The following is a 21346-nucleotide window of genomic DNA, read 5'->3' on the forward strand; positions in this document are numbered from 1 at the left end:
CTCAGGGCGCCGCGGCCAGCCACACGTCGTGGAAGTTCGACGGCGAGTCGAGCTGCGTCTCGAACGACAGGCCGCGCACCGTGCTCTTGGCCGCCAGCTGGTAGTTGGCCGCGAACAGCGGCACGATGATGGCTTCGTCCACCGCATGGCGCTGGGCCTCGTCCACCAGCTTCTTCTTCTGCGCCGGGTCGGTGGAGGCCAGCGCATCGTTGATGTAGCCGAACAGCACCTTGTCGCCCTTGTCGGCCACGGCGCGGATGAAGCCGCCGTCGCCGATGTTGCCCTGCAGCTCCTGCGCCGCATCGGCCGGCAGGTAGGTGTTGGGATAGATGGTCCAGGTGCCCTTCTGCAGCTGCTGGGCCCATTCGCCCGCGGTGATGAAGCGCAGGCGCAGGTCCAGCCCCACGTTCTTGCGCAGCTGCGCCTGCAGGCCCTGGATCAGCACCTCGCGGTTGTCGCGCACGAAGGGTTGCGGATAGCCGACCTCGATGGCCAGGCGCTGCCCCTCCTTGTTGGTGCGGAAGCCCTCGGCATCGCGGCCCGTCCAGCCGGCCTCGTCCAGGGCGCGGTTGGCGGCCTTGGCATCGAAGCGCCAGCGGCCCTCCAGCGTCTTGTTGTAGAAGTAGTTGTCCGGCCCGATGTTGGACCAGGCGCGGCGGTAGGTGCCGCGGTAGACGCTCTTGACCAGCGCGTCGATGTCGGCGCCGTCGCGCAGCGCACGGCGCACCCGCACGTCGGTGGCCGGCGCGATGGTGTAGTTGATGTTGAGCGTGAAGGCCGTCTGCGCACCCGCCGGTCCCACCAGGAACTGAAAGCCCGGCTGGTCCTTGAACAGGCCGATGTCGGTGGGCTGAACGCCCTCGATCACGTCCACCTGGCCCGACTTGAGGGCGCCCGCGCGCACCGCGTATTCGGGCAGGAAGCGCACCGTCACCTTGTCGAGGTAGGCGGGCCCCTGGTGGGTCGCATAGCCCGGCGCCCAGTCGTAGCGCGGGTTGCGCACGAAGGTGGCCGACTGGCCGCGCGTGTAGTTCTCGAACACGAAGGGCCCGCTGCCGGCCAGGGCCGGGCCGCCGCCGCACAGCCCGTCGCCCGAGCGCAGCGACTTGGGCGAGATCAGGCCCAGCCGCACGCTGGCGATGGACTCCAGCAGGCTCGAATCGGGCCGGGACAGCTTCAGCTGCACCTCGGTGGGCGAGAGCACCTGCACCTCGTCCACCGCCCGCAGCAGCTCGCCCGAGCCGTTGGTGTTGCGCGTGTCGCGCACGAAGTCCAGGTTGAACTTCACGGCCTCGGCATCCAGCGGCGTGCCGTCGTGGAACACGATGCCCGGCTTGAGCTTGAAGCGGTAGGTGCGCCCATCGGCCGAGACCGACCATTCGCGCGCCAGCCAGGGCAGGAACTTGCCGCCCTGGCCCTTGGCCACCAGCGAGTCGACGTAGTTGCGGATCAGGATGTAGGAGTTCTGCTGCGAGGAGCGGTGCGGGTTGAAGCAGATGGGATCGGTGGTCACGCCGAAGGCGATCTCGCCGCCGCTGCGCGGCGCCTGGGCCTGGACAGCGGCCGTGCCGGACAGCAGCAGTGCCGCGCCGAGCGCGCGCCATGCGGGTGCGCCGCGGCGCCGGGTTGCGAAGGGGGAGGAAGAGAACATGAAGACCACCAGCGGAGCAGGAAGAAGTTCTGCAGACACGCAAGGCCTGCAGCGAAAGCCCGCGATTGTTGGAAGCGAACGCCGCGTCGCCAACGAAGGCTTTCGCAGAAGCATCCTCGCGCCGGGCAGAAGCAGACGAGGTGTGCCCAGCCGCCGTGGCCTGCGCGGCCGGCAGCGTCTATCGACCTGCGGATATCTTCTTTGCCGACGGCCATGGAGCCGGCGCAGCATCGGCGGCTTCCGCATTCGACGGCCATCAGCACATGCGGCCGCTTCCCTTTCCCATGACCGCCGCCCGCCTGTTCCCTGCCCTCGTCCTGTGCCTGGCATTGCCCCCCAGCGGCGCTGCCACCCTGGCCGACCTTCAGCCCCCCATCCGCAGGGACGACGGTGGCATGGAATACATGGCCGGCGGACAGGACGGCCGCCAGCGCGCTTTCCTTGAGCGCGTGGCGCCGCAGTGGGGCGCCACGCTGGAATTCGTGGCCCCGGCCGCCCTGACGCCGACGGACGCCCTGCCGGTGGAGGTGCGGATCGTGGATCGCTACCGCGGCGGACAGGTGCTGTCGGCCCGCGCGGAAGGCCCGCTGCTGCTGGCTCGCCTGCCGCCCGGCACGTACGAGGTGGAGGCGCGCATCGGCCCTCTGGCCACCACCCAGACCTTGACCGTCATGCTCGGAGTGCCGGGCCGCCTTCGCTTCGCGTGGCCGTCGAACGTGGACTTCGCCACCCTGGCCCAGCCGCGCCGCACCCTGGCGCAGGGCGGGCTGCCCTGAGGCACCTCGATCTCACGCGGGAAAGAAGCGGTTTGCCGGACGCGGCAGCCCCAGATGCTCGCGCAGCGTGCGGCCTTCGTAGCGGGTGCGGAACAGGCCGCGCCGCTGCAGCTCGGGCACCACCTGCTCCACGAAGTCCACCAGCCCGCCGGGCAGCCACGGGAACATGATGTTGAAGCCGTCGCAGGCCTCGCCTTCGAGCCAGGCCTGCATCTCGTCGGCAATCGACGCGGCGGTGCCGACGAAGGCCAGGCCCGCATAGCCGCCCAGCCGCTGGGCCAGCTGGCGCACGGTGAGCTGCTCGCGCCGGGCCAGCTCGATGGCCCGCTCGCGGCTGGTCTGGCTCGCGTTGGTCGGCGGTATCTCGGGCAGCGGCCCGTCGAGGTCGAAGCCGGACACATCGTGCCCCAGGGCGATGGACAGCGAGGCCAGCGCGCTCTGCTCGTGCACCAGCGAATCCAGCCGCGCGCGGATCTCGCGCGCCTGCGCCTGCGTCTCGCCCACCACCACGAAGGCGCCGGGCAGGATCTTGAGGTGCTGCGGCTCGCGCCCCGCGGCCGGCATCCGGCCCTTGACGTCGGCATAGAAGCGCTGCGCGTTCTCGAAGGTGCCCGGCGCCGCAAAGACCACCTCGGCCGTCTCGGCCGCCAGCTGGCGCCCGGGCTCGGAGGCGCCGGCCTGCACGATCACCGGCCAGCCCTGAACGGGCCGCGCGATGTGCAGCGGCCCCCGCACGGACAGGTAGCGGCCCTTGTGGCCCAGCACATGCAGCCGCGCCGGATCGAAGAAGCGGCCGCTGTCGGCGTCGCGCACGAAGGCATCGTCGGCCCAGCTGTCCCACAGGCCGGTGACCACGTCGTAGAACTCGCGCGCGCGGTCATAGCGCTCGTCGTGCGCCATGTGCTCCTCGCGGCCGAAGTTCAGCGCCGCGTCGGGATTGGAGGTGGTGACGATGTTCCAGCCGGCGCGCCCGCCGCTCAGGTGGTCCAGCGATGCGAAGCGGCGCGCGATGTGGAAGGGCTCGTCGAAGGTCGTCGAGGCCGTGGCGACCAGCCCCAGGTGCGTGGTGTGCTGCGACAGCGCCGACAGCAGGGTGAAGGGCTCGAAAGAGCTGACCGTGTGGCTGCGCTGCAGCGCCTCGACCGGCATGTTGAGCACGGCGAGATGGTCGGCCATGAAGAAGGCGTCGAAGCAGGCCGCCTCCAGCCGCTGCGCGAGCTCGCGCAGGCGCTCGAAGTTGAAGTTGGCATCGCGCCAGGCGCCGGGATAGCGCCAGGCCCCGGTGTGGATGCTGACGGGGCGCATGAATGCGCCCAGGTGGAGTTGGCGTCTGGGAGTGCTCACGGGTGGACCTGCGGGGCGGATGGAGGCGCCATGATGCGCAGGCCCGGCAACCCATGCCTGCGCATGGGCATGCGGGGCAACGTCAGCCGAGCAGCGCGACCGACACCTCGGTCGACTTCACCAGCGCCACCACGCTGGCGCCCGTGCGCAGCTGCAGATGGTCGAGGGAGCGCGTGGTGATGGTCGATGTGACCGTGCCCCACGAGGTCTCGACGTCGACCTCGCTGAGCACGTCGCCGCGCTTGATGGCACGGACGGTGCCGCGGAACTGGTTGCGCACGTTCACGGCCTTGGTTTCGATGGACATGGAAGCTCCTTTGTCGGGACTCGGAAATGCCGCTGCAGCAGCTGCACGGTCGCGAATGGTCAAGGCCGCGCCCTGGCCTGCGAACAAAGGCTTTGGCAGATGCTTACTCGCTGCGCACAGAAGCCAGGCCACCTGGGGACGAGGGCCGGCCTTATGCGCACCGGCAGCAAGCAAGCGCGAAAAACGTCGTTGGCGTCACCGGCTGCTCCACCTAGGCTTCGACGCTTTCCGCATCGCACGGATGCGCGGCACACGCCAACGCCCAAGCGCGGGGCCTGCGCCAGGCACCGGCCCTACTGTCTCCCCATGCCCTCCGCCCCTTCCGACGCCGGCGCCCTGGCGCAGCGCTTTCGCCCCCTCTTCCAGCAGATCGCCGAGGCCGCGCCGCAGCGCGAACACGAGCGCAGGCTGGCGCACGATGCCATCGACCTGCTCAGGCAGGCCGGCTTCGGCGCGCTGCGCGTGCCGCGCGCCCACGGTGGCCTGGGCGCCACGCCGGAGCAGCTGTTCGACCTGCTGATCGAACTGGCCGAGGCCGACTCGAACCTGCCGCAGGCCCTGCGCGCGCATTTCGGCTTCGTCGAGCGGCTGCAGGCCGAGATCGATGTCGAGCGGCGCGTGCCCTGGCTGCGACGCGTGGCCGACGGCGCCCTCTTCGGCAATGCCACCACCGAAGCGGGCGACGGCACGCTGGGCCGGCTGCAGACCCGGCTGTTCCGCGAGGACGGACGCTGGCTGCTCGAAGGCGAGAAGTTCTACAGCACCGGCACGCTCTACGCCGACTGGGTCAGCGTGACGGCGCAACGCGAGGGCAACGAGCCCGGCGCATACCGCACGCTGGCCGTGGTGCGCACCGACGCGGCAGGCGTGGAACGCCTGGACGACTGGCGCGGCTTCGGCCAGCGGCTGACGGCCTCGGGCACCACGCGGCTGCACCGCGTCGAGGTGCCCGAGGACCACATCCTCGAATTCCCGGCGCGCGAGGCCACCTCGCTGCCCGCCGTGTTCCAGCTCTTCCACGTGGCCACGCTGGCCGGCATCGCCCGCGCCATCGTGCGCGACGCGGCCGCCTTCGTGCAGGGCCGCAAGCGCGTCTTCAGCCATGGCAGCGGCACCGCGCCGCGCGAAGACCCGCTGGTGCAGCAGGTGATCGGCCAGCTCGAAGCCACGGCCTACCTCGCGCGGCTGGCCGTGCAGGACGTGGCCCGCGCGCTGGGCGACATCGACCGGCTGCGCCAGGCCGGCCAGCCTGTGCCCGAAGCCGCGCTGCTCGACGTCGAGCTGCGCGCCACCAAGGCGCAGGTGGTGACGACCGATGCCGTGCTGCAGGCCGCCACGCGGCTCTTCGACGTAGGCGGTGCCACCGCGCTGCAGGAAGACCGCCGCCTGGACCGCCACTGGCGCAATGCGCGCACGCTCGCCTCGCACAACCCGGTGATCTACAAGGCCCGCGTGCTGGGCGACCACACCCTCAACGCCAGCCGGCCCACCTTCTACTGGGCCGTCGGCACCACGGCCTGAACACGCGCCATGACCAACCTTGCCATCGCCCCCTCACCCGCCCGAACCGCCGCTGCCAGCACCTGGCGGATCACGCCCCTGGATGCGCCGCTGGGCGCGCGCGTCGAGGGCCTGGACGTGCGCCAGCCCTTGCGCGGCGAGCAGGTGTTCGCGCTCAAGGCTGCCCTGCGCGAGCACCGCATCCTGCTGCTGCCCGGCCAGTGGCCGGACGACGCGCAATACCTGCGCTTCGCGAGCCATTTCGGCACCGTGTTCGCCCCGCCGCGCAATGCACCGGTGCTGGGCTCGGACGCGCAGGGCATCCCGCCCGACATCGTGTGGGTCTCCAATGCCGACGAAGGCGGCGTGCTGGGCCATGCCGAGCTGAGCGCCCACGCCGATCACCACTGGACGCCGCAACCCTCCTCGGGGTCGATGCTGCACGCGCTGGAGGTGCCCTCCGTGGGCGGCGACACCACCTGGATCGACCTGGTGGCCGCCTACGAGGCCCTCGACGACGCCACACGGCACGAGATCGACGGCCTGCAGCTGATCACCTACAACCCCTTCCTGCGCCGCCTGCATCCGCTGCCCGGCACGGCACGCATCCCGCGCTACCGCACGCCCGACATCGAGCCGCTGACGCCGTGGGAAGCGCACCCGCTGGTGCGCACCCATCCCGACACCGGCCGGCGGCTGATCTTCCTGGGCGAGAGCACCGAGGTGGAGGTGGTCGGCTGGGGCCCGACCGAGGGCCAGGCGCTGGTGGAGCGGCTGCGCGCGCACATCCTGCAGCCGCGCTTCGCCTACACCCATCGCTGGCAGCCCGGCGACATCGTGTACTGGGACAACCAGGCCACCCTGCACAGCCGCACCGGCTTCGATGCGGCGCAGCGCCGCCGCCTGCGGCGCATCAGCCTCTCGGGCAGCCGCCCCTTCTGAGACACCGTGAGCGATTCCGCCCTGCCGCCGCATGAGCCTCTGTCGCAGCACCTGCAGATCAACGCCTTCGAGATGAATGCCGTGGGCCACCTGGCCCATGGGCTGTGGCGCCATCCGCGCGACCAGGCCCGCCGGCACAACGACGTCCACTACTGGCAGCAGCTGGCGCGCACGCTGGAGGAATGCCTGTTCGACGGCCTGTTCCTGGCCGACGTGACCGGCGTGTACGACGTGTTCGGCGGCAGCGCCGACGCGGCCGTTCGGCATGCGGTCCAGGTGCCGGTGGGCGATCCGGCGGTGCTGCTGCCGGCCATGGCCGCCGTCACGCGGCACCTGGGCTTCGGCCTCACCGTCAACCTGAGCGAGGAGCAGCCCCACCTGTTCGCGCGGCGCATGTCGACGCTGGACCACCTGTGCGGCGGCCGGCTGGGCTGGAACATCGTCACCGGCTTCCTGGACAGCGCGGCACGCGCCACGGGCGCCGCGGCGCAGACCGGCCACGACGAGCGCTACGACCGCGCCGAGGACTTCATGGCGGCCGTCTATCAGCTGTGGGAGGCCGGCTGGGATGATGGCGCCGTACTCGCCGACGCCGCGCACGGTGTCTATGCCGATCCCGCACGGGTACACCGCATCCGCCATGACGGGCCCTACTACCGCGTCGATGCGCTGCACCTGAGCGCGCCTTCGCCGCAGCGCACGCCGGTGCTGTTCCAGGCCGGCGCCTCGGCCCGCGGCATGGACTTCGCGGCCCGGCATGCCGAGGCCATCTTCATCCCCAACCTCGGCCTGCAGGCCACCGCCGCGCTGGTGCGCCGGCTGCGCGAACGGCTGTCGGCCGCAGGCCGGGCCGAGGCCCGGGTGCGCATCCTCACCACGGCGCAGGTCGTGGTGGCGGCCACCGAGCGCGAGGCGCATGCCCGCCTGGAGGAATACGCCCGCCATGCCCAGCCCGAGGCGGCCCTGGTGCAGCTGGCCAGCGCCACCGGCATCGACTTCGCCCGCTACGGCCCGGACGAGCCCATCGCCACCGAAGGCACGGCCGGCAACGGCATCCGCTCGATCCAGGAAGGGCTGGCACGCGGCGGCACGCCCACCGTGCGCGGACTGCTGCAGGGCATGCGCCTGGGCGGCAATTTCACGCCCACCGTGGGCAGTGGTGCGCAGGTGGCGCAGGCGCTGATCGACTTTGCAGACGCCACCGGCGTCGACGGCTTCAACCTCGCACGCACCGTGACGCCCGAGTGCTTCGAGGACTTCGCCCGCTGGGTGGTGCCCGAGCTGCAGGCCCGCGGGCGCTTCAAGACCGCCCATGCCCCGGGCACGCTGCGCGCGCGGCTGCGCGGCGACGGCCTGGACCATCTTCCTGCCGGCCACCCCGGCGCCGCGTGGCGCCGCACCGCCCCACCCACGACCCAGGCCTGACCGATGAGCGCCGTACCGACCGACCTTTCGTCCACCACCACCTCCGCCGACCGCATCCGCGACGACGCGCATGCCCTGGAGGTGGCCCGTGCCCTGGCCACCGAGTTCGCGGCCGGCGCCGCCGCGCGCGACCGCGAGCGCCGCCTGCCCGTGCAGGAGGTCGAGCGCTATTCGCGCAGCGGCCTGTGGGGCCTGACCGTGCCGCGCGAATTCGGCGGGCCGGGCGTCTCGCACGCCACGCTGTCGGAGGCGACGGCCCTGGTCGCCGAAGCCGACCCCTCGCTCGCCCAGATCCCGCAGAACCACCACTGCCTGGTGGATGCGCTGCGGCTCATCGGCTCGCCCGAGCAGCAGCGCTTCTTCTATGCCGAGGTGCTGGCCGGCCGGCGCTTCGGCAATGCCGTGTCCGAGCTGGGCACGCCCAACGCCAAGACGGTGACCACCCGCCTGTCGCGCACGCCACGCGGGTTGCGCCTGAACGGGCGCAAGGCCTATGCGACGGGCGCGCTGTTCGCCCACTGGGTGCCCGTGGCCGCCGTCGACGACGGCGGCCGGGCGGTGCTGGTCTACGTGGAACGCGATGCGCCCGGACTGGCCGTGGTGGACGACTGGGAGGGCTTCGGCCAGCGCACCACCGCCAGCGGCACCGTGGTGGCCGAGGACGTCGAGGTGACAACGCTGCAGGTGCTGCCCCGGCACCGCCTGTTCGAGCCGCCCACCATCCACGGCGCCTTCGCCCAGTTGCTGCACTCGGCCATCGACCTGGGCATCGCCCGCGCCGCGCTGGCCGAGCTGCGGCACTGGTTGCGCGAACGAACCCGGCCCTGGGCCGACAGCGGCGTGGACCATGCCGCGCGCGACCCGCTCACACTGGCCCGCGTGGGCGAACTGGTGATCCGCCTGCATGCCGCCGAGGCGCTGCAGACGCGCGCCGCCGGCTTTCTGGACGCGGCGCGCGACCGGCCGGGCCCCGAGGCGGTGACGGCGGCCTCCATCGCCAATGCGGAGGCCAAGGTGCTGACCACGCAGCTGAGCCTGGACGCGGCCAGCAGCCTGATCGAGCTGGCCGGCACGCAGTCCACGCTGAACCGCCACAACCTCGACCGCCACTGGCGCAACGCCCGCACGCACACCGTGCACGACCCCGTGCGCTGGAAGTTCCATGCCATCGGCGACCACTGGCTCAACGGCGCCGCGCCGCGACGCCATGCCTCCCTCTAAGGACACCGCACCATGCAACGACGACATCTCTTCCAGGCCGGTGCTGCTGCCGGACTGCTGGGCGGCCTGCCCGGCATGCTGCCCACCGCTGGCGCGCAGGCGCGCAAGGACGCCCTGCGCGTGCTGGCCGAAGGCGCGCCCAACTCGCGCGATCCGCATGGCGAGGGCGTGAGCCGCGAGTCGCTGGGCGTGTTCACCAATGTCTACGACCGCCTGATCGCCTTCGAGCGCCAGCCGCTGCCGGGCGGCATCTTCCGCTACGACTATTCGCGCTTCCGGGGCGAGCTGGCCGAGCGCTTCGAATCCACCGAGGGCGGCCGCGTGCTGACCTTCCACCTGCGCCGCGACGCGACCTTCCACGAAGGCCGGCCGGTGACGGCGGCCGACGTCAAGTGGTCGCTCGACCGGGCCGTGTCGCTGCCGGCCTCGAAGCGGCAGCTGGCCACCGGCTCGCTCACCAACCCCGCGCAGTTCGTGGTGGTGGATCCGCACACGCTGCGCATCACGCTGCCGCGCGCCGACCGCTACACCCTGCCCAACCTGGCCCTCACCTTCGCCTCGATCCTCGATGCCGAGCTGGTCAGGCGCCACGCCACCGAGCAGGACCCCTGGGGCGCGCAATGGGTGCGCAACAACGCGGCCGGCGGCGGGGCCTACCAGATCGAATCGTGGACGCCGGGCCAGCAGGTGGTCTACACCCGCTTCGATGCCTGGAAGAGCGGCCCGCTGCCCGCGCTGCGACGTGCGGTGTTCCAGACCGTGCCCTCGCCCGCCACCCGCGCCGCGGCGCTGCAGCGGGGCGATGCCGACGTGGCCCTGCAGCTGCCCCCGCGCGAGATCGATGCGCTGGCCGAGCGCAAGACGCTGCAGGTGCATTCCGTGCCGGTGACCAACGCCTTCCGCTTCGTGGCCTTCAACACGCGCACCAAACCCTTCGACGACGTGCGGGTGCGCCAGGCCATCGCCTATGCCCTGCCCTACACCAGCCTGTTCCGGGGCGCGAGCCTGGGCCATGGCCAGCCGCTGTTCGGTGCGGCCTCGGCGACGCCGTCGCGCAGCACCTTCCCGCAGCCCTATCCCTACGAGACGCAGCTGCAGAAGGCGCGCGAGCTGCTGGCCCAGGCCGGACATCCCGAGGGCTTCGAGACCCGCTTCAGCTTCAACGTGGGCGACGCCACCATCGGCGAGCCGGCGGCGCTGCTGATCCAGGAGTCGCTGGCGCGCATCGGCGTTCGCGTGACCATCGACAAGGTGGCCGGCGCCCAGTGGGGCACGCTGCAGACCGAGCGGCGGCTGCCCTTCTACATCGACAGCTCCAGCGCCTGGTTCAACGACCCCGACTACTTCTTCCGCATCTTCTTCCAGGGCGACTGGCGCTGGAACTTCGGCGCCTACGACAACCCCGAGCTGAATGCCCTGGTCGAGGCCGCCCGCTGGGAAAGCGACAAGGCCCGCTACGACACCGCGATCCGCCGCGCCATCGCCATCGCCTTCCGCGACGTGCCGCTGGTGCCGCTGTGGCTGCCTTCCTTCGACATCGCCCTGCAGCCGGACGTGGCCGGCTTCACCTACTACATCCACGGCCAGGTGGACTTCCGCCCCCTGGCGCGCACGGCCGCATGAGCGGACGCCGGGGTGCGCTGCTGCTGCGGCGGCTGGCCGCCGCGCCGCCGGTGCTGCTGGCGGCGGCGGTCTTCACCTTCCTGCTGATGCGCTGGCTGCCCGGCGACCCGGCCGCGGTGCTGGCCTCCGGACAGGCGACACCGCAGGATCTGGCGGCGCTGCGCACCCAGCTGGGCCTGGACCGGCCGCTGCCCGAGCAGCTGCTGCACTACCTGGCGGACCTGGCGCGGGGCGACTGGGGCCAGTCGCTGCTGACGGGGCAGCCGGTGCTGTCGGACCTGCTGGCGCGCCTGCCTGCCACGCTGGAGCTGACGGGCTTCGCCTTCGCCATCACCGTCGTCTTCGGCCTGCCCCTGGGCGTGGCCGCGGCGCTGCGGCCGCAGGGCTGGCCCGACCGGCTGTGCCGCTGGGTCACCACGGCCGGCGGATGCGCCCCCACCTTCGTCGTCGGCCTGCTGCTGATCCAGCTGTTCTACGTGCTGGCGGGATGGGCAGCCGAGCCCATCGGCCGCATCGACCCCGCCCTGGAGCTGCCGCCGCTGCGCAGCGGGCTGCTGCTGGTCGACGCGGCTTTGGCGGGCGACGCGGCGGCCTGGCGCTCGGCCCTGGGGCATCTGCTGCTGCCGGGCGTGTCGATGGCGCTGTTCTCGCTGGCCCCGCTGGCCCGCATCACGCGCTCGGCCATGCTCACGGCCCTGGCCAGCGACTATGTGCGCAGCGCCCGGGCGCTGGGCCTGCCCGCGCGGCAGGTGGTGCTGGACTATGCGCTGCGCGGTGCGCTGCTGCCGGTGCTCACCACGCTGGGCATGGTGTTCTCGTACATGCTGGGTGCCAACGTGGTGGTGGAGAAGCTCTTCGCCTGGCCCGGCATCGGCAGCTACGCCCTGGACGCCCTCATGGCCGCCGACCGCGCACCGCTGCAGGGCTTCGTGCTGCTGGTCGCGCTGCTGTTCACCGCGGTGAACCTGGCGGTCGATCTGCTGGCCCTGGCCGTCGACCCGCGCGCACGGGGGCTGGCATGAACACCCGCACCGGCAGCATCGGGCCGGGCATCCGTCTGCGCCTTCGTCTGCCACCTGCGCCGCTGCTGCCGTTGATCCTGCTGCTGGCCGTGGCGGCGCTGGGGCCGGCGCTGCTGCCCCACGACCCCCTGGCCACCGACGTGGCCCAGGCCCTGGCGCCGCCCTCGGCGTCGCACTGGTTCGGCACCGACGCGCTGGGCCGCGACGTCTTCAGCCGGGTGGTCGTGGCCGCGCGGCTGGACCTGGGCATCGCCGCTGCGGCCGTGGCGCTCTCGGCCACGGCGGGGTCGCTGCTCGGCGCGGCCTGCGGCTACGCGGGCGGCGCGCTGGACCGCTGGGTGGGCCGTGTGGTCGACGTGCTCATGGCCTTCCCGCTCTTCGTGGTCGCGATGGCGCTGGTGGCCGTGCTCGGCAATTCGGTGGGCAGCGTGGTGTGGGCCACGGCGCTCATCAACCTGCCCTTCTACATCCGGCTCGCCCGCGGCGAGGTGGCCATCAAACGGCACGCCCCCTATGTGCAGGCGGCGCAACTGGCCGGCGCCGGACCGACCGCGCTGCTGCTGCGCGTGCTGCTGCCCAACGCGCTGCCGGTGCTGGCGGTGCAGGCCTCCCTCAACCTGGGCTGGGCCATGCTCAATGGTGCCGGCCTGTCCTTCCTGGGCCTGGGGGTGCGGCCGCCCACGGCCGAATGGGGCGTGCTGGTCAACGAAGGGGCGCAGCACATCCTGGGCGGGCAATGGTGGGTGGCGCTGTTTCCCGGGCTGGCGCTGTTCGGCGCCGTGTATGCCTTCACCCTGGCCGGCGACGCCCTGCGCGACCGGCTCGATCCACGTCGTCGGGCATGAGCAGTTCGGCCTCTCCCTTGCCCACGGCGGCTGGGTCAGCGGGTGCGACTACCGCGCCGCTGCTGGACGTCGACGGCCTCAACGTGGAGTTCCGGCGCCGCGGCGCGCCGCCGGTGAAGGTGCTCGACGGCCTGAGCCTGCAGCTGCAGGCGGGCGAAACGGTGGCGCTGGTGGGCGAGTCCGGCTCGGGCAAGTCGGTGGCCGCGCTGGCGCTGCTCGGCCTGCTGCCGCCGACGGCCCACATCGACGCCGGCAGCCTGCGCCTGGACGGGCGGGAACTGCGCGGCGCGCCGGCCGCGCAGTGGCAGGCCCTGCGCGGCAGCAGCCTGTCCATGATCTTCCAGAACCCGCGCCGCGCCCTGCACCCGCTGCTGCCGGTGGGCCGCCAGCTGGAGCATGCGCTGCAGGCCCGTCGTGCCCGCCCCGCCGCGCAGGCGCGGCGCGATGCCCTGGCCCTGCTGGCGCAGGTGGGCATCGCCGATGCCGAGCAGCGCTGGCGCGCCCTGCCGGGTGAACTCTCGGGCGGCCTGTGCCAGCGGGTGATGATCGCATTGGCGCTCGGCGGCGAACCGCGGCTGCTGGTGGCCGACGAGCCCACCACGGGACTGGACGTGCGTACGCAGGCCGGCGTCATGGACCTGCTCGCCCGCCTCGTGCGCGAACGCGGCATGGCGCTGCTGCTCATCACGCACGACCTGGCCCTGGCGACCTCGCGCTGCGACCGCATCGCCCTCCTGCATGCGGGCCAGTTGCTGGAGGACGCGCCGGTGCTGCGGCTTCTGGCGGCGCCCGCCCATCCCTACACCCGGCACCTCATCGCCGCCACCCCGCGGCCTGGCGTGACCCTGGCCGGGCTGCAGGCGGTGCCCGGCCGCGTGCCGGACCTGGACCGCGCCGACCTGCCCGCCTGCCGCTTCGCCGAACGCTGCGAGCGGCGCCTGGCACAGCGCTGCGATGCACGGCCGCCGCTCGCGGCCCGCGAGGACGGGCACCGCGTGGCCTGCTGGAACCCATGCTGAGCGAGAAGCCGCCGCTGCTGCAGGTCCAAGGCCTGACCAAGCGCTTCGACGTGCCGGGTCGGGCGGCCCGCGTGGCCGTGGACGCGCTGGACTTCAGCCTGCGCGCCGGCGAGGCACTGGGCCTTGTCGGCGAATCCGGTTCGGGCAAGTCGACCACGGCCGCGCTGGTGGCCCGGCTCGCCGATGCCGACGCCGGCCGCATCCTGCTGCGCGGCACCGACATCGCCGCCGTGCCGGCGCGGTCGGCCGCACGCGCGCCCTGGCGCGGCGAGATCCAGATGGTCTTTCAGGACCCGCTGGACAGCCTGGACCCCCGCGCCACCGCGCGCGAAGCCATCGCCGACCCGCTGCGCCGGCTGCGCGGCCTGCGCGGCGCGGCGCTGGCCGCGGCGGTGCGCGATGCCGCCGACCGCAGCCAGATCGCCTCGACCCTGCTGGACCGCCGGCCGCACGAACTCTCCGGCGGCCAGGCCGCACGCGTGGGCATCGCCCGGGCCATCGCACCAGCGCCCGCACTGCTGATCCTGGACGAGCCCACCAGCGCTCTCGATGTCTCGGTGCAGGTCGGCGTGCTGCAGCTGCTCGAGCAGCTGCGCCGCGACAGCGGCATGGCCTACCTCTTCATCTCGCACGACTTGCAGGTGGTGCGCCTGCTGTGCGAGCGGGTGCTGGTGATGCACGAGGCCCACATCGTGGAGCAGGGCCCCACCGAGCAGGTGCTGGCGCGGCCCGCCCATCCCTACACCGCGGCCCTGGCGGCGGCGCTGCCGAAGCTGCCGCTACTGCCGGAGCACGCGCCCGCGCACCGCGTATCGGCCGTCCCCTGAACGACGCAGGCACGCCGGTGCCCGGCTCGTCCTTGCCGGCCTTATGCAGCGCCCGGCTATCGATGGACGCACAACTTCGTTCCCCGCCGCAGCCGCGCGCGCCATAGTCGCCGGCTGCCTGCGCTGGGCGATGTCCGCGCCGACCCCGGCGGACCTGCACCCGCGCCCTCTTCCGATCCACGCCCATGAGCACTGCCGCGACTCTCTCGCCCCCTCCACGCACCGCCCCGGTCCCCAGCCCCCACCCCGCCCCGCTGGGCCGCGCCCAGCCGCCCGCACGCGACGTGGCCGAGCTCTTCGCCCGCGCGCAGGCCCTGCTTCCCGACATCGCCGAAGGCGCGGCCCAGCGCGAGCTGCGGCGCGAACTGCCCTTTGCGCTGGTGCGCCGCATCGCCGAGGCTGGGCTGCTGACCTTCCGCATTCCCGCGGCCTACGGCGGTCCCGGTGGATCGGTGCGCGACCTCACCCGCTTCCTGATCGACCTGGCGGCGGTGGACTCCAACATCGCGCAGGCGCTGCGGCCCAACTTCGGCTTCATCGAGAGCCTTCTTTCCGGCCAGGACGAGGCCGCCCGCAAGCGCTGGTTCGACCGGCTGCTGGCCGGTCACATCCTGGGCAACGGCGGGCTGGAGCGCGGCGGCGCGCACGGCGCCACAGCCGCGCGCATCCTGCCCGAGGGCGACCACTTCCGCGTCAACGGCACCAAGTACTACAGCACCGGCGCCCTGTTCGCCGACTGGATCACCTCGCTCGCCCTGGACGAGAACGGCAAGGAGACCGCCTTCATCGTGCCCCGCGAGCGCGCGGGCGTCGAGCTGATCGACGACTTCGACAGCAGCGGCCAGCGCCTGACGGCCAGCGGCACCACCCGCTTCGTGGACACCGAGGTCGCCGCCGAGGAGGTGCGCGCCAGCCACTTCGCGCGCGACCGCCGCAACCCCGTGACGCCGCTCTACCAGCTGGTGCTGGCAGCGGTGGAGGCCGGCATCGCCCGCAACGCCCTGGACGACGCGGTGCACTACGCGCGCCACCATGCGCGCCCCATCCGCCACAGCAGCGCACAGGCCTCGGTGGACGACCCCTATGTGCGCGAGGCCGTGGGCCAGATCGCGGCCCAGGCCTTCGCCGCGGAGGCGGTGGTGCTGCGCGGTGCCGAGGCGCTGGACGCGGCCTGGGCCGCGCAGCTGGACGACGCGGCACTCAACCGCGCCTCGGTAGAGATCGCCCAGGCGCAGCACTTCGCCGTGGAGGCGGCACTCAAGGCCGCGGAACTGGCCTTCGATGTCGGCGGCGCCTCGGCCGCCGACCGCCGCTTCAACCTCGACCGCCACTGGCGCAACGCACGCACGGTGGCCAACCACAACCCGCGCCAATGGAAGGCCGCGGCGGTGGGAGCCTGGCTCCTCAAGGGCGAAGCACCGCCGACCACCGGCCTGTTCTGAGGACAGCCCCCGCGCAGCGCCGCACACACCCAGCCGCCCCGCCCATCGGCGCGCGGGCATTCATCCAGACGCCATCCGTTCTTTACGCTTCCATGTCCTCTCCCCTTTCCTCGCGCCGCCGCACCCTGCTGCAGGGCGGCCTTGCGCTGGGCGCACTGCCGCTGGCCGCGCCCTGGGCCGCAGCCCAGACCGGCGCCACGCCGAAGCGCGGCGGCACGCTGTCGATTTCGCTGGCGCCCGAGCCGCAGATCATCTCCGCCGCCTTCCTCACCACCATGCAGACCACCATGGTGGCCGGCAAGATCAGCGAGGGGCTGGTCTGGTTCGACGACAAGCTGCAGCCGCAGCCCGAGCTGGCCGAATCCTGGTCCTTCGCGCCCGACGGCCTGTCGCTCACGCTGAACCTGCGCCGCGGCGTGAAGTGGCATGACGGCCAGCCCTTCACCTCCGCCGACGTGGCCTTCTCGCTGCTGAACGTGTGGCAGAAGTTCCACCCGGGCGGACGCTTGGCCTATGCCTCGGTGACGGCCGTCGACACGCCCGATGCACACACGGCGGTGCTGCGCTTCTCGCGTCCCACGCCCTACCTGCTGAGCTTCATGAACGTGTACGGCGCCCAGGTGCTGCCGCGCCACATCTACGAAGGCACCGACCTGCAGAAGAACCCGGCCAACAACGCGCCCATCGGCACCGGCCCCTTCCGCTTCAAGGAATGGGTCAAGGGCAGCCACATCGCGCTGGAGCGCAATCCCGACTACTGGAAGCCCGGTCTGCCCTACCTGGACGGCGTCGTGTTCCGCTTCATCCCCGAGGCGGCGGCGCGCAGCGTGGTGCTGGCCAGCGGCGAGGTGCAGGTGGCGCTGGCTTCCAACATCCCGGTGTCCAACCTGAACCAGTTCTCCGATGCGAAGAAGTGGCGCATCAACACCACCGACGGCAACTACCTGGCGTCGATCAAGCTGATCCAGGTGAACACCCGCCGGCCGGCGCTGGCCGACCGCCGCGTGCGCCAGGCGCTGCTGTATGCGCTGGACCGCGAGGCGCTGCTGCGGGTGGTCTTCCGCGGCATCGGCCGCGTGGCCACCAGCCCCATCCCCTCCACCGTGCCGGCCTTCCACAGCAAGTCGGGTCGGCAGTACCGCCACGACCCGAAGCAGGCCGAGGCGCTGCTGGATGCGGCCGGCTTTGCGCGCAAGGGCAGCGCGCCGCGTCTGTCGCTCAACCTCGACCTGGGCGCCGGCTCGCTGGAGGACGTGCGCACGGCCGAGTTCTTCAAGCAGTCGCTGGCGCGTGTGGGCGTGGACGTGACACTGCGCGTCTCGGACGCCGGGGTCTACCTCAAGCGCGTGTTCGGCGACGCCGACTTCGACCTCTTCCTCACCAGCCTGCACAACCTGCCGGACCCCACGCTGGGCGTGCAGCGCTGGTACTGGAGCAAGAACATCGCCAAGGGCGTGCCCTGGAGCAACGGTTCGGGCTACGCCAATGCGGAGCTGGACCGCCTGATGGAAGCCGCGTCGTTCGAGGCCGATCCGGCCAAGCGCCGCGCGCTCATCGACCAGTGGCAGGCCTTCGTGCAGGAGGAGGTGCCCATCCTCGATCTGATCGAGATCGACTGGACCACCGTGTCGAGCACGCGCTTCCACAAGAAGACGCCGCAGGGCGATGGCCTCTATGCCTCCCTGGCTGACGCATGGCTGAATTGAAGAAGCACCCCCCATGCCGCTTCGCGGCTCCCCCCTCCCTGGCGCCTTCGGCTTGGAGGGGGGCGCACCCAGAGGCCTGGCGAAGCCAGTTCCTCGGGTGCCCTGGCATGGCCTGCTCCGCGGCCATTCGTTCCTCGTCATGGCGCATCACGCGCCGCCTTCCGACCTCATCATGAACCGACGCGACCTGATCACCTCCGCCGGCGCCCTGGGCGCCTTGTTCTCGCTCGACTTCGCGCTGGCGCCGACGGCCTATGCCCAGACCGTGGGCAAGACGCCCGTGCGCGGTGGCGTGCTCAACGTGGCCGTGGCGCCCGAGCCCACGCAGCTCACTTCGGCCAACCTCACCACCATGAACGTGGGCATGGTCTCCAGCAAGGTGCTGGAGGGCCTGGTGAGCTACGACCTGGATCTCAAGCCGGTGCCGGCGCTGGCCGAGTCCTGGCAGGTCGCGCCGGATGGCCTGGCGCTCACCTTCCGCCTGCGACCCAACGTCAAGTGGCATGACGGCAAGCCCTTCACCTCGGCCGACGTGGCATGGACGCTGGAAGAGGTGTGGCGCAAGCTGCATCCCTTCGGCCGCGCCGCCTTCGCCAACGTGGAGAAGGTGGAGACGCCGGACAAGCTCACCGTGGTGATCCGGCTGTCCTCGCCGGCGCCCTACATCCTCAACTACATCAACACCTACGGCGCGCAGATCCTGCCGAAGCACATCTACGAAGGGACGGATGTGCTCAAGAACCCCGCCAACAACGCGCCCATCGGCACCGGCCCCTTCGTCTTCAAGGAATGGGTGCGCGGCAGCCATGTGCGGCTGGAGCGCAACCCCGATTACTGGGGCCGCGGCCCGGGCGGCGAGCGCCAGCCCTACCTGGACGGCCTGCTCATCAAGTTCATTCCCGATTCGGCCGCACGCACCGTGGCCATCGAGGCCGGCGAGGTCGACGTGGCCCTGGGCTCGATCGTGCCGCTGACCAACCTCAACCGCTTCGCCGACAAGAAGAAGTACACGATCAACCTGGACGACGGCCGCTACCTCTCGACCATCTTCCTGCTGCAGTTCAACGTGCGCCGGCCGCAGTTCCAGGACAAGCGGGTGCGGCAGGCCTTCGCCCATGCCATCGACAAGAACGCGCTGCTCAAGGTGGTGTTCCTGGGCTACGGCAAGGCCGCGACGGGCCCGATCCCGTCCTCGGTCGTCAACTACTACAGCGACGACGTGCGCAAGTACCCCTACGACCCCAAGCGGGCCGAGGCGCTGCTGGAGGAGGCCGGCTTCAGGAAGGGTGCCGACGGAAAGCGCCTGAAGGTCACGCTGGACTACGACGGCTCGGGCGGGCCCATCGGCTCGCGCTCGTCCGAGTTCCTCAAGCAGTCGCTGGCGCGCGTCGGCGTGGACCTGGAACTGCGCTCGGGCGACACGGCCACCTACCTGCGCCGCATCTTCACCGACCAGGACTACGACCTGATGACCTCCAGCCTGCACCGCCTGCCCGACCCCACGCTGGGCGTGCAGCGGCTGTACTGGACCAAGAACATCGTCAAGGGCGCGCCCTGGACCAACGGCTCGGGCTATTCCAACCCGGTGCTCGACAAGGTGATGGAAGCCGCCGCCGCCGAACCCGACGAGACCAGGCGCAAGGCACTCATCAAGCAGTGGCAGCAGATCGTGCAGGAGGACGTGCCGCTGATCGAGCTGATCGAGCAGACCTGGGTCACCGTCTCCACCGCCCGCCTGCGCAAGCAGGCGCTGCAGGGCGACGGGCTGTTCGCGTCCTACGCCGACGCCTGGCTGGAGAAATGAGGGCGCTTCCCTTCCTGCGCTTCCTGCGCCGCCGGCTGCTGCTGGCGGTGCCGGTGGTGGTGGGCATCGCGCTGCTGAACTTCCTGATCCTGCAGGCCGCGCCCGGCGACGTGGTGGACGTGATGGCCGGCGAGGCCGGCGCGGCCACGCCCGAGTACATGGCCCAGCTGCGCCAGAGCTTCGGCCTGGACCAGCCGCTGGCCGTGCAGTTCTGGCACTACATGGTGCGCCTGGCGACGCTAGACCTGGGCTGGTCCTTCCGCCAGAACCTGCCGGTGTTCGACCTGATCGCCGAGCGCATCCCGGCCACGCTGCTGCTGATGGGCGCGGCCATCGCCGTCGCGCTGCTGCTGGGCGTGGTGTTGGGCGTGCTCTCGGCCCTGCGCGTGCACGGCTGGCTGGACGACGCGATCTCGGTGCTGGTGCTGGTGAGCTATGCCATGCCCACCTTCTGGCTGGGGCTGATGGCCATCGTCATGTTCTCGGCGCGGCTGGGCTGGCTGCCTTCGGGCGGCATGGTCGACCTGGGCGTGCGCCACGAAGGGCTGGCCCTGGCCTGGGACGTGGCACGCCATGCCCTCATGCCGGCGCTCACGCTGTCCACCTTCTACCTGGCGGTCTACACCAAGCTCGTGCGCACGGCCATGCTGGAGCTCTACGGCGCCGACTTCATCCGCACCGCCCGGGCCAAGGGCGCGGGCGAATGGCGCATCAACCTGGCCCATGCGCTGCGCAACGCGCTGCTGCCGCTGGTCACCATGGTGGGCTACCAGGTGGCCTCGCTGCTGTCGGGCGCGGTGCTGGTGGAATCGGTCTTCAACTGGCCGGGCATCGGCCGGCTCGCCTTCGAGGCCGTCATGGCCCGCGACTTCAACCTGCTGCTGGGCATCCTGCTGCTCAGCTCGATCCTGGTGACGCTGATCAACGTGGGGGTGGACCTGCTCTACGCCTGGCTGGACCCGCGGGTGCAGCTCGCCGGCGGGAGGCCCGCATGACGGCCGCCGCATCGCTGCTGCGCCGCCTGCGGTGGGCGCCACGCGCCGGCGCCACGGCGCAGCAGCCGTCCTTCGCACGGCGGGTGCTGCACAGCCGCGCGTCGGTGCTGGGGCTGGTGCTGCTGCTGCTCGTGGTCGCGGCCGGCACGCTGGGCCGGCTGTGGTTTCCCGGCGATCCCTGGGAGATGAGCGGCCCGCCCATGCTGTGGCCCGGCGAAGACCGCGCCTTTCCCCTGGGCACCGACTTCATGGGCCGCGACCTGGTCACCGGCCTCGTCGCCGGTGCCGGCGTCTCGCTGCTCATCGGCCTGGTCAGCACGCTGCTGTCGGCCACCCTGGGCGTGGCGATCGGCGCGCTGGCCGGCTACTTCCGCGGCGGCGTGGATGCGGTGCTGCTGCGGCTGATCGAGCTGTTCCAGACCGTGCCCAGCTTCGTGCTGGCCGTGGTGCTGGTCTCGCTGTTCAAGCCCTCGGTGGCCACGGCCGTGTTCGCCATCGGCATCGTCTCCTGGCCGCCGACGGCGCGGCTGGTGCGCTCCGAGTTCCTGCAGCTGCGCGAGCGCGAGTTCGTGCTGGCCGGCCGCACGCTGGGCATGGGCCATGCCCGGCTCATCCTCACGCAGATCCTGCCCAACGCACTGCCGCCGGTGGTGGTGGTCTCCACGCTGTCGGTGGCCCATGCCATCCAGACCGAGGCCGCCCTCGCCTTCCTGGGCCTGGGCGACCCCAACGTGATGAGCTGGGGCACGCTGATCGGCATCGGCCGCGAGCAGGTGGTGGACGCCTGGTACATCTGCGGCCTGCCGGGCCTGGCCATCATCGTCACGGTGCTGGGCTTCAGCCTGCTGGGCGAAGGCCTGAACGACGCGCTCAATCCCCACCTGCGCAAGAGATAAG

General features: G+C 71.8%; 18 protein-coding genes. 15 read left to right on the plus strand and 3 right to left on the minus strand.

Going from position 1 to position 21346, the window contains the following annotated elements:
- Position 1 precedes the first annotated feature (1 nt).
- Positions 2-1651: an ABC transporter substrate-binding protein gene (locus ABIC63_RS20735; RefSeq protein WP_354321179.1), complete on the minus strand. Its 1650-nt coding sequence runs from the start codon at positions 1649-1651 to the stop codon at positions 2-4.
- 284 nt (positions 1652-1935) lie between these two features.
- On the opposite strand from ABIC63_RS20735, the gene ABIC63_RS20740 reads away from it, so the two are divergent.
- Complete coding sequence (locus tag ABIC63_RS20740) at positions 1936-2427, plus strand: hypothetical protein (protein WP_354321180.1); 492 nt, start codon at positions 1936-1938, stop codon at positions 2425-2427.
- 12 nt (positions 2428-2439) lie between these two features.
- On the opposite strand, the gene ABIC63_RS20745 is transcribed toward ABIC63_RS20740, so the two are convergent.
- Positions 2440-3732, minus strand: a complete 1293-nt coding sequence (locus ABIC63_RS20745) for an LLM class flavin-dependent oxidoreductase (protein ID WP_354321263.1) — start codon at positions 3730-3732, stop codon at positions 2440-2442.
- A gap of 121 nt (positions 3733-3853) precedes the next feature.
- Positions 3854-4078, minus strand: a complete 225-nt coding sequence (locus ABIC63_RS20750) for a TOBE domain-containing protein (protein WP_354321181.1) — start codon at positions 4076-4078, stop codon at positions 3854-3856.
- 306 nt (positions 4079-4384) lie between these two features.
- On the opposite strand from ABIC63_RS20750, the gene ABIC63_RS20755 reads away from it, so the two are divergent.
- The 14 genes from ABIC63_RS20755 to ABIC63_RS20820 all read left to right on the plus strand — a co-directional run bounded on the left by ABIC63_RS20755 (position 4385) and on the right by ABIC63_RS20820 (position 21345).
- On the plus strand, positions 4385-5599 hold the full coding sequence (locus ABIC63_RS20755) for an acyl-CoA dehydrogenase family protein (protein WP_354321182.1): 1215 nt from the start codon (positions 4385-4387) through the stop codon (positions 5597-5599).
- Positions 5600-5608: 9 nt separating this feature from the next.
- The gene (locus tag ABIC63_RS20760; RefSeq protein WP_354321183.1) at positions 5609-6520 is read left to right on the plus strand and encodes a TauD/TfdA dioxygenase family protein; all 912 of its coding nucleotides are present in this window, start codon (positions 5609-5611) and stop codon (positions 6518-6520) included.
- A 72-nt stretch (positions 6521-6592) separates the two neighbouring features.
- Complete coding sequence (locus ABIC63_RS20765; RefSeq protein ID WP_354321264.1) at positions 6593-7945, plus strand: LLM class flavin-dependent oxidoreductase; 1353 nt, start codon at positions 6593-6595, stop codon at positions 7943-7945.
- Positions 7946-7948: 3 nt separating this feature from the next.
- Complete coding sequence (locus ABIC63_RS20770; RefSeq protein ID WP_354321184.1) at positions 7949-9166, plus strand: SfnB family sulfur acquisition oxidoreductase; 1218 nt, start codon at positions 7949-7951, stop codon at positions 9164-9166.
- Positions 9167-9178: 12 nt separating this feature from the next.
- Positions 9179-10789, plus strand: a complete 1611-nt coding sequence (locus ABIC63_RS20775; protein ID WP_354321185.1) for an ABC transporter substrate-binding protein — start codon at positions 9179-9181, stop codon at positions 10787-10789.
- Complete coding sequence (locus ABIC63_RS20780) at positions 10786-11811, plus strand: ABC transporter permease (protein ID WP_354321186.1); 1026 nt, start codon at positions 10786-10788, stop codon at positions 11809-11811. The genes ABIC63_RS20775 and ABIC63_RS20780 overlap by 4 nt, the downstream gene beginning before the upstream one ends.
- Complete coding sequence (locus ABIC63_RS20785) at positions 11808-12656, plus strand: ABC transporter permease (RefSeq protein ID WP_354321187.1); 849 nt, start codon at positions 11808-11810, stop codon at positions 12654-12656. Before ABIC63_RS20780 ends, ABIC63_RS20785 begins: the two co-directional genes overlap by 4 nt.
- Positions 12653-13675, plus strand: a complete 1023-nt coding sequence (locus tag ABIC63_RS20790; RefSeq protein ID WP_354321188.1) for an ABC transporter ATP-binding protein — start codon at positions 12653-12655, stop codon at positions 13673-13675. Before ABIC63_RS20785 ends, ABIC63_RS20790 begins: the two co-directional genes overlap by 4 nt.
- Complete coding sequence (locus ABIC63_RS20795) at positions 13669-14502, plus strand: ABC transporter ATP-binding protein (protein WP_354321189.1); 834 nt, start codon at positions 13669-13671, stop codon at positions 14500-14502. Before ABIC63_RS20790 ends, ABIC63_RS20795 begins: the two co-directional genes overlap by 7 nt.
- A gap of 185 nt (positions 14503-14687) precedes the next feature.
- Entirely contained in the window at positions 14688-15944 is a 1257-nt protein-coding gene (locus ABIC63_RS20800) for an acyl-CoA dehydrogenase family protein (RefSeq protein WP_294370927.1), read from the plus strand.
- Between the two features lie 92 nt (positions 15945-16036).
- Positions 16037-17650, plus strand: coding sequence for an ABC transporter substrate-binding protein (locus tag ABIC63_RS20805; protein WP_354321190.1), 1614 nt, complete (start codon positions 16037-16039; stop codon positions 17648-17650).
- Between the two features lie 172 nt (positions 17651-17822).
- Positions 17823-19454: an ABC transporter substrate-binding protein gene (locus ABIC63_RS20810; RefSeq protein ID WP_354321191.1), complete on the plus strand. Its 1632-nt coding sequence runs from the start codon at positions 17823-17825 to the stop codon at positions 19452-19454.
- Positions 19451-20449: an ABC transporter permease gene (locus ABIC63_RS20815; protein WP_294370932.1), complete on the plus strand. Its 999-nt coding sequence runs from the start codon at positions 19451-19453 to the stop codon at positions 20447-20449. Before ABIC63_RS20810 ends, ABIC63_RS20815 begins: the two co-directional genes overlap by 4 nt.
- A complete protein-coding gene (locus ABIC63_RS20820) occupies positions 20446-21345 on the plus strand; it encodes an ABC transporter permease (protein ID WP_354321192.1) in 900 nt (299 codons plus the stop codon). Before ABIC63_RS20815 ends, ABIC63_RS20820 begins: the two co-directional genes overlap by 4 nt.
- Position 21346 lies beyond the last annotated feature (1 nt).

The organism is Pseudacidovorax sp. 1753 (assembly GCF_040544975.1).
Lineage (GTDB): Bacteria > Pseudomonadota > Gammaproteobacteria > Burkholderiales > Burkholderiaceae_C > Xenophilus.

Bases quoted from the DNA above. Each gene is read 5' to 3' on its own strand.
- ABIC63_RS20735 (WP_354321179.1), bottom strand. From the start codon at position 1,651: ATGTTCTCTTCCTCCCCCTTCGCAACCCGGCGCCGCGGCGCACCCGCA.
- ABIC63_RS20740 (WP_354321180.1), top strand. From the start codon at position 1,936: ATGACCGCCGCCCGCCTGTTCCCTGCCCTCGTCCTGTGCCTGGCATTG.
- ABIC63_RS20745 (WP_354321263.1), bottom strand. From the start codon at position 3,732: ATGCGCCCCGTCAGCATCCACACCGGGGCCTGGCGCTATCCCGGCGCC.
- ABIC63_RS20750 (WP_354321181.1), bottom strand. From the start codon at position 4,078: ATGTCCATCGAAACCAAGGCCGTGAACGTGCGCAACCAGTTCCGCGGC.
- ABIC63_RS20755 (WP_354321182.1), top strand. From the start codon at position 4,385: ATGCCCTCCGCCCCTTCCGACGCCGGCGCCCTGGCGCAGCGCTTTCGC.
- ABIC63_RS20760 (WP_354321183.1), top strand. From the start codon at position 5,609: ATGACCAACCTTGCCATCGCCCCCTCACCCGCCCGAACCGCCGCTGCC.
- ABIC63_RS20765 (WP_354321264.1), top strand. From the start codon at position 6,593: ATGAATGCCGTGGGCCACCTGGCCCATGGGCTGTGGCGCCATCCGCGC.
- ABIC63_RS20770 (WP_354321184.1), top strand. From the start codon at position 7,949: ATGAGCGCCGTACCGACCGACCTTTCGTCCACCACCACCTCCGCCGAC.
- ABIC63_RS20775 (WP_354321185.1), top strand. From the start codon at position 9,179: ATGCAACGACGACATCTCTTCCAGGCCGGTGCTGCTGCCGGACTGCTG.
- ABIC63_RS20780 (WP_354321186.1), top strand. From the start codon at position 10,786: ATGAGCGGACGCCGGGGTGCGCTGCTGCTGCGGCGGCTGGCCGCCGCG.
- ABIC63_RS20785 (WP_354321187.1), top strand. From the start codon at position 11,808: ATGAACACCCGCACCGGCAGCATCGGGCCGGGCATCCGTCTGCGCCTT.
- ABIC63_RS20790 (WP_354321188.1), top strand. From the start codon at position 12,653: ATGAGCAGTTCGGCCTCTCCCTTGCCCACGGCGGCTGGGTCAGCGGGT.
- ABIC63_RS20795 (WP_354321189.1), top strand. From the start codon at position 13,669: ATGCTGAGCGAGAAGCCGCCGCTGCTGCAGGTCCAAGGCCTGACCAAG.
- ABIC63_RS20800 (WP_294370927.1), top strand. From the start codon at position 14,688: ATGAGCACTGCCGCGACTCTCTCGCCCCCTCCACGCACCGCCCCGGTC.
- ABIC63_RS20805 (WP_354321190.1), top strand. From the start codon at position 16,037: ATGTCCTCTCCCCTTTCCTCGCGCCGCCGCACCCTGCTGCAGGGCGGC.
- ABIC63_RS20810 (WP_354321191.1), top strand. From the start codon at position 17,823: ATGAACCGACGCGACCTGATCACCTCCGCCGGCGCCCTGGGCGCCTTG.
- ABIC63_RS20815 (WP_294370932.1), top strand. From the start codon at position 19,451: ATGAGGGCGCTTCCCTTCCTGCGCTTCCTGCGCCGCCGGCTGCTGCTG.
- ABIC63_RS20820 (WP_354321192.1), top strand. From the start codon at position 20,446: ATGACGGCCGCCGCATCGCTGCTGCGCCGCCTGCGGTGGGCGCCACGC.